This window comes from Micromonospora endophytica, from assembly GCF_003236305.1.
GTDB classification, from domain to species: Bacteria; Actinomycetota; Actinomycetes; order Mycobacteriales; family Micromonosporaceae; genus Micromonospora; species Micromonospora endophytica.
In genome coordinates, this window is record NZ_POTX01000146.1 from 1 (window position 1) to 15,381 (window position 15,381).

The 15,381-nt window shown below is 70.1% G+C and carries 16 protein-coding genes and 1 pseudogene; 10 read left to right on the forward strand and 7 right to left on the reverse strand.

All coding sequences use genetic code 11. The annotated features are described in order from the left end of the window. Positions 1-90: 90 nt before the first annotated feature. Positions 91-297 carry a PspC domain-containing protein gene (locus tag C1I93_RS19800; RefSeq protein WP_111244793.1) on the reverse strand — a complete coding sequence of 69 codons (207 nt, stop codon included), beginning with the start codon at positions 295-297 and terminating at the stop codon, positions 91-93. Between the two features lie 251 nt (positions 298-548). Between C1I93_RS19800 and C1I93_RS19805 the strand changes: the two genes are divergently transcribed. From C1I93_RS19805 to C1I93_RS19830, 6 genes and pseudogenes are all read left to right on the forward strand, one after another. Further along, positions 549-1,376 carry an ABC transporter permease gene (locus C1I93_RS19805; RefSeq protein WP_111244794.1) on the forward strand — a complete coding sequence of 276 codons (828 nt, stop codon included), beginning with the start codon at positions 549-551 and terminating at the stop codon, positions 1,374-1,376. Between the two features lie 140 nt (positions 1,377-1,516). After that, positions 1,517-2,122 (forward strand): annotated as a pseudogene (locus C1I93_RS19810) (ABC transporter ATP-binding protein); the annotation flags it as partial. Beyond that, positions 2,119-4,023, forward strand: a complete 1,905-nt coding sequence (locus tag C1I93_RS19815; protein ID WP_111244796.1) for a DUF5941 domain-containing protein — start codon at positions 2,119-2,121, stop codon at positions 4,021-4,023. The pseudogene C1I93_RS19810 and the gene C1I93_RS19815, both read left to right, overlap by 4 nt. A 17-nt stretch (positions 4,024-4,040) precedes the next feature. Beyond that, entirely contained in the window at positions 4,041-6,230 is a 2,190-nt protein-coding gene (locus C1I93_RS19820) for a bifunctional glycosyltransferase/CDP-glycerol:glycerophosphate glycerophosphotransferase (protein ID WP_111244797.1), read from the forward strand. A 134-nt stretch (positions 6,231-6,364) separates the two neighbouring features. Further along, positions 6,365-7,672 (forward strand): ABC transporter ATP-binding protein, encoded by a 1,308-nt coding sequence (locus C1I93_RS19825; protein WP_111244808.1) that lies wholly within the window; start codon positions 6,365-6,367, stop codon positions 7,670-7,672. A 144-nt stretch (positions 7,673-7,816) separates the two neighbouring features. Then, positions 7,817-8,359 (forward strand): P-loop nucleotide/nucleoside kinase family protein, encoded by a 543-nt coding sequence (locus C1I93_RS19830; protein WP_111244798.1) that lies wholly within the window; start codon positions 7,817-7,819, stop codon positions 8,357-8,359. Between the two features lie 14 nt (positions 8,360-8,373). Here C1I93_RS19830 and C1I93_RS19835 read toward each other — a convergent pair whose 3' ends face one another. Together C1I93_RS19835 and C1I93_RS19840 are read right to left on the reverse strand one after the other, a co-directional pair. Beyond that, complete coding sequence (locus tag C1I93_RS19835) at positions 8,374-9,249, reverse strand: SAM-dependent methyltransferase (protein ID WP_111244799.1); 876 nt, start codon at positions 9,247-9,249, stop codon at positions 8,374-8,376. A 44-nt stretch (positions 9,250-9,293) separates the two neighbouring features. Next, complete coding sequence (locus C1I93_RS19840) at positions 9,294-9,617, reverse strand: hypothetical protein (RefSeq protein ID WP_111244800.1); 324 nt, start codon at positions 9,615-9,617, stop codon at positions 9,294-9,296. Between the two features lie 217 nt (positions 9,618-9,834). Between C1I93_RS19840 and C1I93_RS19845 the strand changes: the two genes are divergently transcribed. Both C1I93_RS19845 and C1I93_RS19850 read left to right on the forward strand, forming a co-directional pair. Then, the gene (locus C1I93_RS19845) at positions 9,835-10,635 is read left to right on the forward strand and encodes a helix-turn-helix domain-containing protein (RefSeq protein WP_111244801.1); all 801 of its coding nucleotides are present in this window, start codon (positions 9,835-9,837) and stop codon (positions 10,633-10,635) included. After that, complete coding sequence (locus tag C1I93_RS19850) at positions 10,626-10,814, forward strand: DUF397 domain-containing protein (protein WP_111244802.1); 189 nt, start codon at positions 10,626-10,628, stop codon at positions 10,812-10,814. Before C1I93_RS19845 ends, C1I93_RS19850 begins: the two co-directional genes overlap by 10 nt. Positions 10,815-10,880: 66 nt before the next feature. Here the strand turns inward: C1I93_RS19850 and C1I93_RS19855 are convergent, their stop codons facing one another. The 3 genes from C1I93_RS19855 to C1I93_RS19865 form a co-directional block, all read right to left on the reverse strand. After that, positions 10,881-11,096 (reverse strand): hypothetical protein, encoded by a 216-nt coding sequence (locus C1I93_RS19855; protein ID WP_111244803.1) that lies wholly within the window; start codon positions 11,094-11,096, stop codon positions 10,881-10,883. 154 nt (positions 11,097-11,250) lie between these two features. Then, positions 11,251-11,550 carry an SRPBCC family protein gene (locus C1I93_RS19860; protein WP_147374970.1) on the reverse strand — a complete coding sequence of 100 codons (300 nt, stop codon included), beginning with the start codon at positions 11,548-11,550 and terminating at the stop codon, positions 11,251-11,253. A gap of 81 nt (positions 11,551-11,631) precedes the next feature. Further along, positions 11,632-11,937, reverse strand: coding sequence for an ArsR/SmtB family transcription factor (locus tag C1I93_RS19865; protein WP_223256397.1), 306 nt, complete (start codon positions 11,935-11,937; stop codon positions 11,632-11,634). A gap of 62 nt (positions 11,938-11,999) precedes the next feature. On the opposite strand from C1I93_RS19865, the gene C1I93_RS19870 reads away from it, so the two are divergent. Then, positions 12,000-12,752, forward strand: a complete 753-nt coding sequence (locus C1I93_RS19870) for an HAD family hydrolase (RefSeq protein WP_111244805.1) — start codon at positions 12,000-12,002, stop codon at positions 12,750-12,752. Continuing rightward, complete coding sequence (locus C1I93_RS19875) at positions 12,749-15,124, forward strand: glycoside hydrolase family 65 protein (RefSeq protein WP_111244806.1); 2,376 nt, start codon at positions 12,749-12,751, stop codon at positions 15,122-15,124. Before C1I93_RS19870 ends, C1I93_RS19875 begins: the two co-directional genes overlap by 4 nt. A gap of 16 nt (positions 15,125-15,140) precedes the next feature. Here the strand turns inward: C1I93_RS19875 and C1I93_RS19880 are convergent, their stop codons facing one another. Continuing rightward, complete coding sequence (locus tag C1I93_RS19880) at positions 15,141-15,320, reverse strand: hypothetical protein (RefSeq protein WP_111244807.1); 180 nt, start codon at positions 15,318-15,320, stop codon at positions 15,141-15,143. Positions 15,321-15,381: the final 61 nt, after the last annotated feature.

Consider the following 15,381-nt stretch of genomic DNA (forward strand, 5'->3'; position numbering starts at 1 on the left):
CACCCACCCCACACGCCCGCGTTGATCATGAGGTTAGCGGCAGTTTAAAGATCAGCTACTGCCGCTAACCTCATGATCAAGCTGGGGTGCTCAGTGGCCGGCGACGAGGTAGCGGTCCTCGTTCGGCATGATGATCCAGAGTGCCAGATAGATGATCACCTGGGTGCCGGGCAGCAGCAGCGACAGCACGAACAACAGCCGGACCATCCCGGCCGACATGCCGAATCGCTGGGCCAGACCGGCGCAGACCCCGGCGAACATGCGCCCCTGCCGGGGCCGGACGAGTTTGCGGCTCATGGTGACAACTTCCCCTCCGCGGCGCTCCGCCGCTCCCACAACCGACGCTAGAAACGGATGACCGCTCCGCCCTCGCTCCCAAGGAGGAACTGCGTCTCGCTGACCCGTAGGTACATACCCGGGCGATCGCCGCCCGACGCCTCAGCCGGGTCAGCAGCCGGGGCCTCCGACGTGGTCGAGTGTTGAGCTTCCGGCGCGCGAGGCGACGTGCACTGTTAACCTGTCGTCCGTTGTGCAGGCGGGAGACGGCGGTGACCTCTGGCGTGGGGGCGTTGTGGTCGCACCGTAACTCGTTGCGCATCCTGGTCCGGCGAGACCTCGCGGTGAAGTACCAGCAGTCGGCGCTGGGATACCTCTGGTCGCTGATCGAACCGCTGGGCATGGGGGCCATCTACTGGTTCGTCTTCGGCGTGCTCTACTCCCGCGACACCAACCGGCACCTGGGCGACGCCGCCGGGTCGTACCCGCTCTTCCTGATCACCGGGATCTTCGCCTGGATGTGGACCAGTTCGGCGTTGAGCGAGGCGACGAACGCGCTCACCGGACAGTCCCGGCTGATCACCACGATGAACGTGCCTCGGCAGGTGTTTCCGATCGGCCGGATCGCCGGCCGCTTCGCCGAGTACGCCGCCGGTGTGCCGATCCTGGCCGCCATCGCGATCTACTACGCCGCGCAGGGGCGGATCGATCCGGGTTGGTCGCTGCTGGCCCTGCCGCTCGCGGTGCTGGTGCAGGCCACCCTGCTGATCGGGCTGGCGTTGCTGCTGTCGGCGGTGAACGTGCTGATGCGGGACGTGGAGCGGTTCATGCGCCTGGTCATCCGGGTGCTCTTCTACGCCACACCGATCATCTATCCGCTCAGTCTGGTCCGCGGCTCCGGGCTGCCCGGCTGGCTCAAGCTGGGCTACGAACTCAACCCGCTGGTCGGGATCTTCCAACTGCACCACGCGGCGTGGTATCCGGACGAGTTTCCCACCGCCCGGATGCTCGGCACCACCATCGGCATCAGCGTGCTGGTGCTCGTCGCCGGCTGGTGGGCGTTCCGCCGGCTCGAACCCGCAGTGCTCAAGGAACTCTGATGGCCGACGCGATCATCGAGGCCGAAGGTCTCGGCATCCGGTTCGTCCGCAACCGCCGCCGGCAGCTGCGGCTGCGGGACCTGGTCATCCACCAGGGTCGGCGCGGCGGCGCCGAGGGGCAGTTCTGGCCGCTGCGGGACGTCAGCTTCTCGATCTCAGCCGGCGAGACGGTCGGGGTGATCGGCCGCAACGGCACCGGCAAGAGCACGCTGCTGCGGTTGATCGCCGGGGTGTTGATCCCCGACGAGGGCCGGATCCGGGTCTCCGGTGACGTGGCCCCGCTGCTGGAACTCTCCGCCGGCTTCTCCAGCGACCTGACCGGGCGGGAGAACCTCTATCTGGTGGGGGGCCTGCACGGGCTGTCGTCGGCGTACCTGAGGCGGAACTTCGACGAGATCGTGTCGTTCGCCGGCGAGCAGGTCGAGCGGGCGATCGACACCTCGGTACGGCACTACTCGTCGGGCATGAAGGTCCGACTCGGCTTCGCCATCATCTCCCACCTGCCGCACCCGATCCTGCTGATGGACGAGGTGACAGCGGTGGGCGACGCGGAGTTCCGCGCGAAGTGCTACACGACAATTGATCGGCTGCTCGGGGAGGGGCGCACTCTGGTGCTGGTGTCACATAACGAGAAGGATCTGATCCGGTTCTGCCGTCGGGGGCTCTACCTCGACGGGGGCCGGCTGAGCGTCGACGGCACGATCGCTGAGGCGCTGGCCGCGTACGACGACGCGGTCAACCGGTGACGCTCGGGATCGTGCTCGCCGCCGGGACGCCGGCCGCGAGCCTGCCGACGGGCACCGGTGAGGCACTCGCCGACCGGCTGGCCGCCCAGTGGCGTCGCGCCGGCGTGGCCGAGGTCCGGGTCGCCGCCGACCTCTACGAACTGGCCGACCTGGCCGACCGGTCCGACGGGCCGGTGCTGGTGAGCGCTGCCGACCTGGTCGCGCACACCGCCGTACTGCGGCATCTGCTGACCAGCCCGGTCGGTGCGAGCGTGGCGCTGGTGCTCACCGACCCGCCGACCGGCGGCCGGACGGCGGTGCGCGAGGAACGCGGCCAGGTGGTCGACGCCGGCCCGGCGCAGCGGCTGGCGGAGGCGGGCACCGGCGTCTTCGGTGGGGCGGTGCGGGTCGCCCGCGACGAAGTGCCGGCGCTTGTCACCGCCGCCCGCGCCGCCGCGGCCGGGCAACCGCCGACCGGTGCCGCCGGGGCCGGGCAACCGCCGCCCGGTGCTGCCGGGGCCGGGCAACCGCCGACCGGTGCCGCCGGGCCGTCCGGAACCGCCACTGACGTGGCCGGGCCCGCCGTGGACCAGCTCTTCGCCGGGCTCACCGCAGCGGGCGTCCGGATCATGGCCCATCGGGTACGCCTGCTCGTGGCGCACCGGGTCGACGACGCGGCCGGGCTGGCCGGGACGGAGGCGGCGGTCGCCGCCGTCGACGAGGACCGGGCCGAGCTGCGGCTGTCGGTGAAGGAGCGGGACGACTTCTTCACCACGTACTTCGTCAGCACCTGGTCGCCGTGGGTCACCAAGGCGTGCGCGAAGCTGGGACTGAGCCCGACCGGGGTCACCATCCTGTCGGTGGGGTTCGCGGTGGCCGCGGCCGCGCTGTTCGCCACCGGGGGGCGGCCGGCGCTGGTCACCGGCGCGATCCTGCTCTACCTCGGGTTCGTCCTGGACTGCGTGGACGGCCAGTTGGCCCGCTACACCCGCAACTTCAGCGCCTGGGGCGGCTGGTTGGACACCATGGCCGACCGGGCCAAGGAGTACCTGGTCTACGCCGGTCTCGGCTGGGGCGCCACGGCAGCCGGGGTCCGCTACGGCTGGGCCCTGGCCATCGCGGCTATCACGTTGCAGACCGTGCGGCACATGACCGACGCCTGGTACGGCGTACTGCACGACGAGGCGGCCCGCCGGCCGAAGAGCGTCGGCACCGGAGGCGGCGGCATCGGTGACCGGCTGAACGCCGCCTCCACCCGGGTGCAGGCCGACACCGGGTCGGTGTCGTACTGGCTCAAGCGCACAGTGGTGTTCCCGATCGGGGAACGGTGGGCACTCATCGCGCTGGCGGCAGCCCTGTTCGACCAGCGGGTCGCCCTGCTCGCGGTGCTGACCTGGGGAGTGCTGGCGTTCGCGTACACCGGTGCGCTGCGTACGCTGCGGGCCCGCTGGATGCGGGTGTCGGTGCTGGACACGGTCGACGCGGTGCTGCACCGCGACGACGGACCGCTGGCCGCCCGGTTGCCGCTGCTGCGCCGTCCGGGCGCACTGGACTGGCTGGTGCCGGCCGCCCTGCGGGCTGTCGAGTTCCTGTTCGCCATCGCGGTCGGGTTGCTCGGCGGGGCACCCCTCTGGCTGATCTTCGGGTACCTCTTCGTGCTCACCCTGCATCACTACGATCTGGTCGCCAGGCTGGAGAAACGGCAACCGGCGCCGCCGCTGCACGCGGCCACGCTCGGCTGGGAGGTGCGCTCGGCGCTGCTGGCGTTGGCGGCGATCGCCGGATTCGTGAGTATTGGTCTGGCTACACTCGGTTTCTACCTTCTGGTGCTCTTCGTGGCGAGCGTGGTGCTGGCCTGGTTCGTCCGGCCGGCGCAGGCCGCCCGGGTGCCGGCGGGTGCGGGAGGTCGGGCGAGGATCTGACGGGGGCCGGGACGACGATGACGCTCATCAGCTTCGTCGTCCCGGCCTTTCGGGTGCAGGGCTACCTGCGGGAATGTCTGGACTCGATCCTCGGCCAACCGGTCACCGACATCGAGGTGATCGGGGTCGACGACTGCTCACCCGACAGCAGCGGCGACATCCTGGCCGAGTACGCCGCCCGCGACGACCGGGTACGGGCCGTGCGGCTGGACCGCAACGTCGGGCTCGGCCCGGCCCGCAACGCCGGCCTGGACCTCGCCGTCGGCGAGTACGTCTGGTTCGTCGACGGTGACGACTGGCTCGCCCCGGGCTGCCTCACCGAGGTCGCCGCCCGGCTGCACGCGACCCGGCCCGACGTGCTGCTGGTCGACCACGTCCGGGCGTACTGGGACGACACGACCAGCCGCAGCGCGATGGCGGAGGTCTTCCCGAAACCGCCGGGTGCTGTCACGTTCCGGCTGGCCGACCGGCCCGAGACGGTGGAGTTGCTGCACACCGCCTGGAACCGGCTGATCCGCCGGCAGTTCCTGGCCGACATCGGACTGCGCTTCGCTCCCGGCTGGTACGAGGACGTGTCGTTCAGCTATCCACTGCTGCTGGCCGCCGACCGGATCGGCGTACTCGACCTGGTCTGCCTGCACTACCGGCGGCGCCGCGCGGGCGCGATCACCAGCACCCGCGACGAACGGCACTTCGACGTGTTCGCGCAGTGGCATCGGGTGTTCCAGGAGGTGGACCGGCTCGACGCCGAGCAACTGCGCTCGGTGATCTTCGAGCGGATGATGTGGCACTACCTCACAGTGCTCGGCAACGACGACCGGATCAGTCCCGAGCTGCAACCGACCTTCTTCGCCCGGGTGGCGATCGAGCACACCCGGTTCCGGCCGCCCGGCGGGCACCGGATTCCCGACGGCGTCGAAGGGCTCAAGCACCGGCTGGTGGCGGCCGGCCGGTGGCGGACGTACCGCGCCCTGCGCGCCGGCAACCAGGTGGGCGAGTTGGCCCGGCGCTCCGCCGACCGGCTCCGGCGTCGGATGGCCCCACCGGCCCGTCTGGCCGTGCGGGCGGTGCGGGAGGCCACCCTGCGCGGATACCAGCGGGCGGAGCTGCGCCGGCCGCTCGACGAGAACCTAGCGGCGTACGCGGCCTACTGGTACCGCGGCTACGCCTGCAACCCGGCGGCGGTCTACGAAGCGGCCCGGCTGCTGGCACCGCAGGTCCGGGGCGTGTGGATCGTCCGCCGCGACCGGGTGCACACCCTGCCCGCCGGGGTGGAGTACGTGGTGGCCGGCACCGCCGCGTACCATCGGTTGCTGGCGCGGGCGCGGTGGCTGATCAACAACGTCAACTTCCCGGATGCGGTGGTCAAGCGACCAGGTTCGGTGCACGTGCAGACCCATCACGGCACGCCGGTCAAGGTGATGGGGCTGGACCAGCAGCGCTATCCGCTGGGTGCGGTCGGGATGGACTTCGCCGGGCTGCTGCGTCGGGTGGACCGCTGGGACTTCAGCGTCACCTCGAACAGCTTCTCCACCCAGATGTGGGAACGTGCCTATCCGGGCGCGTACACCACCCTGGAGGTGGGTTATCCGCGCAACGACCGGCTGGTCACCGCGACCGCCGAGGAAGTGCTGCGGCTGCGCGCCGCACTCGGTGCCGGCCTCGGCGAGCAGGTGGTGCTCTACGCCCCGACCCACCGCGAGCATCTGCCCCGCTACCAGCCACCCTTCGACCCGCGCCGGCTGCTGGACGCGCTGGGGCCGTCCGGACTGCTGTTGATGCGCAGCCACTACTTCGCCGACCGGGACCGACCGGCCCCGCCACCGGCCGAACGGGCCCGGATCGTGGATGTCAGTGACCATCCCCGGGTCGAGGAGCTGTATCTCGCCGCGGACGTGCTGATCACCGACTACTCGTCGGCGATGTTCGACTACGCCGTCCTGGACCGGCCGATCGTCATCTACGCCCCGGACTGGGACACGTACCGGCTGACCAGAGGCGTCTATCTCGACATCGTCGCCGAGGCACCGGGCCCGGTGGCGCGCACCTTCGCCGAGTTGCTGGAACTCTTCGGCGCCGGGGAACCGCACGCCCCCGCCGCCGATCGGGCGCGGGCGCGGTTCCGGGAACGCTTCTGCGCGCTGGAGGACGGACACGCCGCCGAGCGGGTGGTCCGTCGGGTCTTCCTCGGTGAAGCGCCTGCCTGAGCCGCTCGCTGTCGAAGGAGGGAGACGTAATAGGTCTGTCACGATTCGAACATGGCACGTTTACCCGATGTGAAATCGCCATGATCCTGGTCACAGTCATTCGGGGTTCAGCCGACGACGTGGGGGAGGAGACGGTGACCACCGTCGCACTCAAGGATGTCACAAAGGTCTTCCGCGACGGCACGGTCGCGGTCGACAGCATCAACCTCGACGTCAATGATGGCGAGTTCCTGGTGCTGCTCGGCCCCTCCGGCTGCGGCAAGTCGACGGTGTTGCGGATGGTCGCGGGGTTGGAGGATCCGACCTCCGGCGCGGTGATGCTCAACGGGGAGATCGCGAACGACCTGTCTCCCCGGGACCGGAAGATCGCCATGGTCTTCCAGGACTTCGCCCTCTATCCGCACATGAGCGTCGGCGACAACATCGCCTTCCCGCTCAAGCTGGCCGGCATCGAGCCGACCCCCCGCGAGGAACGGGTCACCGACGTGGCAAGCGCCCTCGGCATCGGCGACGTGCTGCCGCGGCGGCCCGCCCAACTCTCCGGTGGGCAGCGGCAGCGGGTCGCGATGGGCCGGGCGATCGTACGCCGACCGGGTCTGTTCCTGATGGACGAACCACTGTCCAACCTGGACAGTGGGTTGCGGGCCGAGCTGCGTGCCGAGATCTCCGGGCTGACCCGCGAACTCGGTGTGACTACCATGTACGTCACCCACGACCAGGCCGAGGCGCTGACCATGGCCGACCGGGTCGCCATCATGCGCAAGGGTGTCCTTCAGGACGTGGGCACCCCCACCCAGGTTTACAACCGACCGGCCACCCTCTACGTGGCCGCCTTCCTGGGCAGCCCCCGGATGAACCTGCTGGAGGCGTCGGTCTACGTCCACCTCGACCGGTACGTCACGCTCTCCCTCGGCGACCAGGCCCTCTACCTCCCCTGGGACGACATCCGCAGCCGCGCGGTGGCGCACTACCACGGCGAGCGGATCGTGGTCGGGATGCGGGCCGAGGCGCTCACCCCGGTCGCCCCGGACACCCCGGGCGACGTGCTCCAGGGGCGGATCCGCTACCTCGAACACCACGGCCACGAGTCGCTGGCCTTCCTCGACATCGGGGCGACCGCCATCATGGTCGACGAGGCCGGTGCTCCGCCGGACGCCGACGCCCCGCTCGGCCAGCGCGGCCTGCGCCGGTTCAGCCAGGTGATGCAGCGCTTCGCCGGCCGCGCCGGCTCCGACCCCGCCGCGCCGACCCAGACCGACCCGAACCGCAGCAGCATCCTGCCCGACCCGGGTCGCCACCACCGCCGTCCCGCCGAACTGGCCGTCCGCCTGGCGCCCTACCCGGCCGTCTCCGCCGGTCACCCGCTCGCCATCAAGGTACGCATGGACGCCCTGCACTTCTTCGACGAACGCGGCGCCCGCATCGACATCGGCTGGCGCTGAGGCGTAAGGAGGGGTGTAAGGAGGGGTGTAAGGAGGGGCCCCCTATTAACGCCTCGTGTATAGGAGGGGCCCCCTATTAACAGCTGCCGGTCGGGGGCAGCGCTGCACCTGGTCGAGCTGTAGAAAAAAGACGTGGTGGGAACAATGCCGGTCCTTGTCGTCGTCAGCGGACCGCCGGGGGCTGGCAAGACGACACTCGCCCATCTGCTCGCGCGGCGGATCGGTTGTCCGGCCATCTGCCGGGACGAGATCAAGGAGGGCATGGTCCACGCGGCCGGTGACTTCATCGCCGCACCCACCGACGAGCTGACCCTTCGCACCCTGCCTACCTTTTTCAATGTGCTTCAAGTGCTGCTGGCCGCTGGCGTCACCACGGTCGCTGAAGCGGCTTTCCAAGACCGCCTGTGGGGTCCCGGCCTGGAGCCACTGATCGCGATCGCCGACGTTCGGGTCGTGCACTGTCAGGTCGGGCCGGATACGGCCTTCGACCGTATCCGGCGACGGCAGGAGAGCACGAGCCGGCGTGCCCACGCCGATGGGCATCTCGGCGATCGCCGTGCCTATGCTGTCGGCCACCATGGCTTCCAGCCAGTCCGGCTCGACGTGCCTGAGATCGAGGTGGACACCAGCGACGGCTATCGTCCGGGACTCGACAAGGTCGTGGCCTTCGTCACCGCCGGACGATGAGTTGTTCCTGGTTGTCACGCCTTTTCGAGGAGCAGGAGGCGATATTCCAGCCACCGTCGGGACAGGGCAGTCTGCAGCGCTGAGCCACCGATCATGTTGGCCCAGAAGGGTTGCCGGACGAGACGGTCACGGACCCCCAGCATCCCCGTGGCACCCACCGCGACGCTGATCAGGCGGTCGCGGGGCCGCCCCAGGTGAAGGTACGACGTGAGATCCAGGCTCTCCCGCAGGTGCAGTCCGGCGCCTTCAGCGAAGCCTGTCAGCTCGGACACCGTGTGCAGGCTGCCGATCCGCCAGCCGGCCCGGAACTGGTCCAGGCAGCGTTCGCGGGCGGCGAGTCCTCGATCCTTGTCGGTCATCCAGTCGTCGATCAGCAGGAGGCGGCCCCCGGGGTTCAGCCGCTCGGCCAGGGCCGGGATCAGGGTCGCCAACGACGGCGAGTGCACCATGGACTCGATGGCGACCATGGCGTCGTAACGGGGCTCGGCCGGCAGTTCGGCGAAGTCGGCGCAGAGGACCTGGCAGCGTTCGCCCAGTCCGGCGTTGGCGAACCGCTTCGCCGCGATCTCGGCCTGCACCTGGCTGATCGTCACGCCCGACACGGAGGCAGTCAGCTCCTGCGCCAGGCGGGTCATGGTGCCTCCGACGCCGCAGCCGAGATCGAGCACCGAGCCATCCGCCGGGACCTGGTCCCGCAGCCGCTCGATCACCAGTCGGTTGACCGCATCCGCAGCCTCCGCCACGGCTGTGGTGCCCGGCAGCCACACCCCCCGATGGATGGCGGCACTTGTCGGACTCTCGGCCACGAGCATGAAGCGTCGGGTGTTCGAGTCGTAGTAATCGGCGACGTCAGCCGAGTGCTCCGCACCCGCTCCGGATGGCACGACCATTGGCGCACGCTAGCACGCACCGTTTCGGCCCCGGGCGGGTCAGCTCAGCGGGGGCGGCGGTACGGGCCCCAGGCGACGAAGCGGGCGAAGAGAGCGCTGGGAGCGGGGCCGTTGTCGGGGTTGAGCTGGTACAGGTCGCGGGTCGCCTCGTAGAAGAGTCCGGCCAGATAGATCGACAGCCCGGTCTCGTTGTCGGCGTACTCGACCTTGAGCAGGATGCGCGCCGTCGCGCACGGCCACGGATGCCCGCAGGCCCGGCAGCACCACATCGGACGCAGCGGGGTGTGCGGCTTCTTGTGCGACGGGTACGCCCGGGGTCGATCGGCCGCCGGTCCGCTGCTCGGTTGGGGCAACTGGTGGCTGATCACGTCGGACTCCTCGCCGTACGGATGGACCGGGCGTCGGGGTCCGTCGCGTCAGGGGGATTGAGCGCGACGGACCCCGACCGATATCCCCGCGATATGCCGCATTCGGGGAACTTTCTACGTGACAGTCTGGTGAGGATGCCGTTACTTTCGGAAGGCGGTTCCCCCCTACCAGCCCGGCCGTACGACCTGGCCGGCACCGACGTGCAGAGGTGTGCAGATGGACCGGATGCCCATGCTTGAGTTGTTCGCCGGTGAGCTACGCCGGCTGCGGACCAAGGCGGGCCTCTCTCAGGAGTCGCTCGGCGAGCAGATCAGCTACTCGGCCTCGCTCGTGGCGTCGGTCGAGCAGTGTCGCCGCGCGCCCCGGGAGGAGTTCACCGTGCGGTGTGACGATGCCCTGCACGGCGAGGGGCTGCTGGTCCGGATCCGGGAGGCCATCCTCAAGGAGAGCCTGATGCCGTGGTTCCGCGAGTGGGTGACGATCGAGCAGGAGGCGAGCGCGCTGTGCAGCTTCGAGCCGCTGGTCGTGCCCGGCCTGCTGCAAACCGAGGAGTACGCCCGCGCGCTGCACGAAGGGGCGAGCCAGCTCGTCGGAGACGCAATGGAACAGCAGGTGGCCGCCAGGATTGCGCGGCAGAAGGTGCTCGCCCGCCCCAACCCGCCGCTGCTGGTGGCGGTGCTGGACCATACGGTGCTGGAGCGCCCGATCGGCGGCCCGAAGGTGATGCAGGAGCAACTGCGGCACTTGGTCGAGGTGGGCCGCCGGACCCGGGTGCACCTGCACGTGGTGCCCAACGGTGTAGGCGCTTACCCGGGGCTGAACGGCGCGTTCGTGGTCGCCACGCCGCCCGAGGGCGACGACATCGCCTACCTCGACAACCAGTTGCACGGCACCATTGTGGAGCGCACCACGGACGTAAACTTGCTGCGGCAGAACTGGGAATCTGTCCGGGCCGAGGCGCTGCCCCACGGGGCCACCCTCAAGATGATCTCGGAGGCGGCGGAAGCATGGACCTGACCGGTGCGATCTGGCGCAAGAGCACCCGTAGCAGTGGCAACTCTGGCAACTGCGTGGAGGTGGCCGACAACCTGGCGCGGGTGGTCGCGGTGCGCGACAGCAAGGACCGGCAGGGGCCGGTCCTCACCTTCACCCCGGCCACCTGGCGCTCCTTCGTGGCGTACGCCAAGCAGCACTGAACGGCGGTGACAGGCGATGCCCGGCGGCCACGGACTCGGCTGCTCGGGCATCGCCTGCTGCCGGTGTTACTTGTTCAGGTCAACCAGGGCGCTGGCGGTGCGGAAGTACGGGTTGCGGCCGAGATCGCCGATCGTGACGATGCCGAGCGCCTCCTTCAGCAGCTTGGCGCCACCGTCGCTGATCCCGGAGAGGGCGGCCACCGGGGCGTCCACCAGCTCGGCGAGGGTCTTGTCCTGGTAGGCCTTGTCGACCAGCTTGGTGAGGTCGGCGGTGACGGGCATGAAAACTCCTTCTGCGCGCAGCCTGGTATTCCGGCCATATTGGGTGAAACAGGTTGGATTAGATCACCAACCCTCATGGACAGTCCACAAGGGACTACCGCGTCAGCTTACGGTTAGCCACGGTGGCGGGGCGGGCGCCCGAACTGACCCGAGGTCAGCGCCGCTGCTGCAACGCCTCTGCGTTGCGTACCTCGTTGTTGCGGTCACCCGTGCCGGTGGTGATCAGGGTCTTCAGGCTGTCCGCCACGTAACCGCCCCAGGCGTTCGCGCAGACGTCGTAGCACTCGTGGTGCGGAGTCAGGCCCACGTGGGTGAAGCGGAGCCGGGTGCCCTCGCCCTCCCGGGAGATGTCGAAACGCATCCGGGTGCCGGTCCACTCCTGTGGGTCGGCGGTGAAGTTGAAGTGGCCGTCCAGCCGGAGCCACTCGACCGTCTCGCCGGGAACGAACTCCACGATCTTCAACCGGCAGCGATGGATGTCCTGGTAGTGCTACCGGCTCGGTCATGACCGTTGCCTCTCGGGTCGGTGGATGTCTCATTCCAGGTGGGTGCGGAGTGCGGCGAGTGGGCCGTCCCAGTCCCGGGCCAGGGCGGCGAGGAACTGCTGGGCGATCCGCATCGGGCGGAACTGGAGGCGATAGCGCACCCGACGCCGTTCGCCCGGTTCCGCGGTGACCAGGCCCGCCTCGGCGAGCAGGGCGAGATGCTTGGCGATGCCCTGCCGGGTGATCGGCAGCCGGCCGGCGAGGTCGGTGGCGGTGGCCGGCCCATGCGCGGCAAGGGTGGCGAGGATGGCGCGACGGTTCGGGTCGGCGAGCGCCGTGAACACGGCCTTCGCCACCGACTCCGCCCCGGGATCAGGAAGCGGGTTTGCCGTCGTACGGTGGTGGATAGATTGGGGGGATGCTCGGTCTGCCTGCTCACGTGACCGCATGTCTCTTCGACCTGGACGGTGTGCTGACGCAGACCGCCCGGGTGCACAACGCCGCGTGGACCGAGACGTTCGACGACTTCCTGCGGCGGCACGCAGACACCACAGGCGAGCCCTACCGCCCGTTCGATCCCGGCCCGGACTACCACCGTTACGTCGACGGACGACCCCGGCTCGACGGTGTGCGTACCTTTCTCGCCTCCCGGGGCATCAGCGTGCCCGAGGGCACGCCTGACGATCCGCCGGGCGCGCAGACCGTGCACGGCATCGGCAACCAGAAGAACGCCCTGGTGCTGGAGCGGATCCGCAGCATCGGGGTGGACGTCTACCCTGGCTCGGTGACCTACCTGAAGGCGGTGGCTGCGGCGGGACTGCGCCGGGCCGTGGTCACGGCCAGCGCCAACGGGCGCGAGGTGATCGCCGCCGCCGGGCTGGAACCGTTGCTGGAGGCCCGGGTGGACGGGCTGACCGCCCGCGCCGAAGGACTACGCGGCAAGCCGCAGCCGGACACCTTCCTCGCTGGCGCGAAGATGCTGGGGGTGGAGCCGAAACAGGCGGTCGTCTTCGAGGACGCGCTGGCCGGAGTGGAAGCCGGCCGGGCCGGCGGCTTCGGGTACGTGGTCGGGGTGGACCGCGCCGGTCAGGCCGACGAACTGCTCGCGCACGGTGCCGACGTGGTGGTCACCGACCTGGCGGAGCTGCTCGACGCGGGACGGTCCGCATGATCCGGGAGCGGGCGTACCCGGTCGAGCCGTGGCATGTGCGGGAAACCCGGCTCGACATCGACGTGCTGGCCCAGTCCGAGTCGGTCTTCGCCCTCTCCAACGGGCACATCGGGCTGCGCGGCAACCTGGACGAGGGTGAGCCGCACGGCCTGCCCGGAACCTACCTCAACTCCTTCTACGAACTGCGCCCCCTGCCGTACGCGGAAGCCGGCTTCGGCTTTCCCGAGTCCGGCCAGACCATCGTCAACGTCACCAACGGCAAGCTGATCCGGCTGCTCGTCGACGACGAGCCGCTGGACGTGCGGTACGGCGAGGTGCTGGCCCACGAACGGGTCCTCGACCTGCGTGCCGGCACCCTGCACCGGTCGCTGCACTGGCGCTCACCGGCCGGACGTGAGGTCCGGGTGCACACCACCCGGCTGGTCTCCTTCCGGCAGCGCTCGGTAGCCGCGATCCGCTACCAGGTCGAGGTGGCCGACGACAAGCCACTGCGGCTGATCATCCAGTCGGAGCTGGTGGCCAACGAGACGCTGCCGCCGCAGAGCCGCGACCCCCGGGTCGCCGCCGTGCTGGAGTCGCCGCTGGAGGCCGAGGAGGAGCTGACCACCCCCGACGGCGGCCTGCTGATCCACCGGACCAAGGTCTCCGGGCTGCGGGTCGCCGCCGCGATGGAGCACGAGGTCGGCTCACCGGCGCGGACCCGCATCGAGTCCGAGGGGTACGAGGACTGGGTGCGTACCACCATCGGGTGCGTACTGGAACCGGGCCAGCAGCTCTGCGTGACGAAGTACCTGACCTACGGCTGGTCCAGCCGGCGTTCCCTGCCGGCGCTGCGCGACCAGGTCGGCGCCGCGTTGGCCGCCGCCCGACTGGACGGCTGGGACGGTCTGGTCCGCGAACAGCGCGAATACCTCGACGAGTTCTGGGACGCCGCCGACGTGGAGGTCGAGGGCGATCCGGAGGTGCAGCAGGCGGTCCGGTTCGGGTTGTTCCACGTGCTTCAGGCCGGTGCCCGTGCGGAACGCCGACCGATCTCCGCCAAGGGGCTCACCGGCCCCGGGTACGACGGGCACGCCTTCTGGGACACCGAGATGTTCGTGCTGCCGGTGCTGACGTACACCCATCCGGCGGCCGTGCGGGACGCGCTCTACTGGCGGCACTCGACGCTGGAGCAGGCCCACGACCGGGCCCGGACGCTCAACCTGGGTGGAGCCGCCTTCCCGTGGCGCACCATCGAGGGGCCGGAGTCGTCGGGCTACTGGCCGGCGGGCACCGCCGCGTTCCACATCGCGGCCGGCATCGCCGACGCGGTGCGGCGCTACGTGCTGGTGACCGGCGACCGCCAACTGGAACGCGACATCGGGCTGACCCTGCTGGTGGAGACCGCACGGCTGTGGCGCTCGCTCGGGCACCACGACCGCGACGGCGAGTTCCACATCGACGGGGTCACCGGCCCGGACGAGTACACCGCCGTCAAGAACGACAACATCTACACCAACCTGATGGCCCAGCGGAACCTGATTGCCGCCGCCGACGCGGCGGTGCGCTACCGGGACGAGGCGTTCCACCTCGGCGTGACCGACGAGGAGACCGCCGCGTGGCGGGACGCCGCCGCGGCCATGCACATCCCGTACGACGACGAACTCGACGTGCACCAACAGGTGGAGGGGTTCACCCGGCTCCAGGAGTGGGACTTCGCGGACACGCCGCAGGACAAGTACCCGCTGCTGCTGCACTACCCGTACTTCGATCTGTACCGCAAGCAGGTGATCAAGCAGGCTGACCTGGTGCTGGCGATGCACTGGCGGGGCGACGCGTTCACCGCCGAGGAGAAGCTGCGCAACTTCCTCTACTACGAGCGGCGTACGGTGCGCGACTCGTCGCTGTCGGCCTGCACCCAGGCGGTGCTGGCGGCCGAGGTCGGCTATCCGGAACTGGCGCACAGCTACCTGCGCGAGGCCGCGCTGATGGACCTGCACGACCTCAACGAGAACACCCGCGACGGGGTGCACATGGCGGCCCTGGCCGGGGCCTGGATCGCGCTGGTCGCCGGCTTCGGCGGGTTGCGCGACCATGACGGCGTGCCGTCGTTCGAGCCACATCTGTCCAGCCGGCTGAACCACCTGGCGTTCGCGCTCCAGTGGTGCGGCATGCGGCTGCGGGTCGACGTACGGCCGCACGAGACGACGTACTCCCTGCACCACGGCGAGCCGGACGCGGTGCTGGAGTTACGCCACTACGGCAAGCCGGTCCGGGTGACAGGCGCGGAGGCGGTGACCGTACCGAATCCCAAGCCTCGCCCTGACCTGCCACCGGTGGAGCAGGCGCCCGGGCGGGCGCCACTGCTCCGCCTGCCGGAGAACCCGGCCTGAACCCGCCGGCCGGCGCTCAGATCGGCTCACCCTGCGAGGGCTGCCCGGTGGCGTCGTGGGGTGCCCGCGCCCGCGAGTCGCCGGCCGAACGTGCCTGGGCCGCCTCGTCCGCCCAGTCCCGGCCACGTTTGGTGTCCTGATCCCGCCGCTCGCGCTCGGCTGCCTCCGGACGGGGCTCACGGTCATGATGCGACACGGCACACCTCGCGATCTGATCGGGCGGCGTCCCCCGACACCGCTCCCGCGCCGCCTTCCCC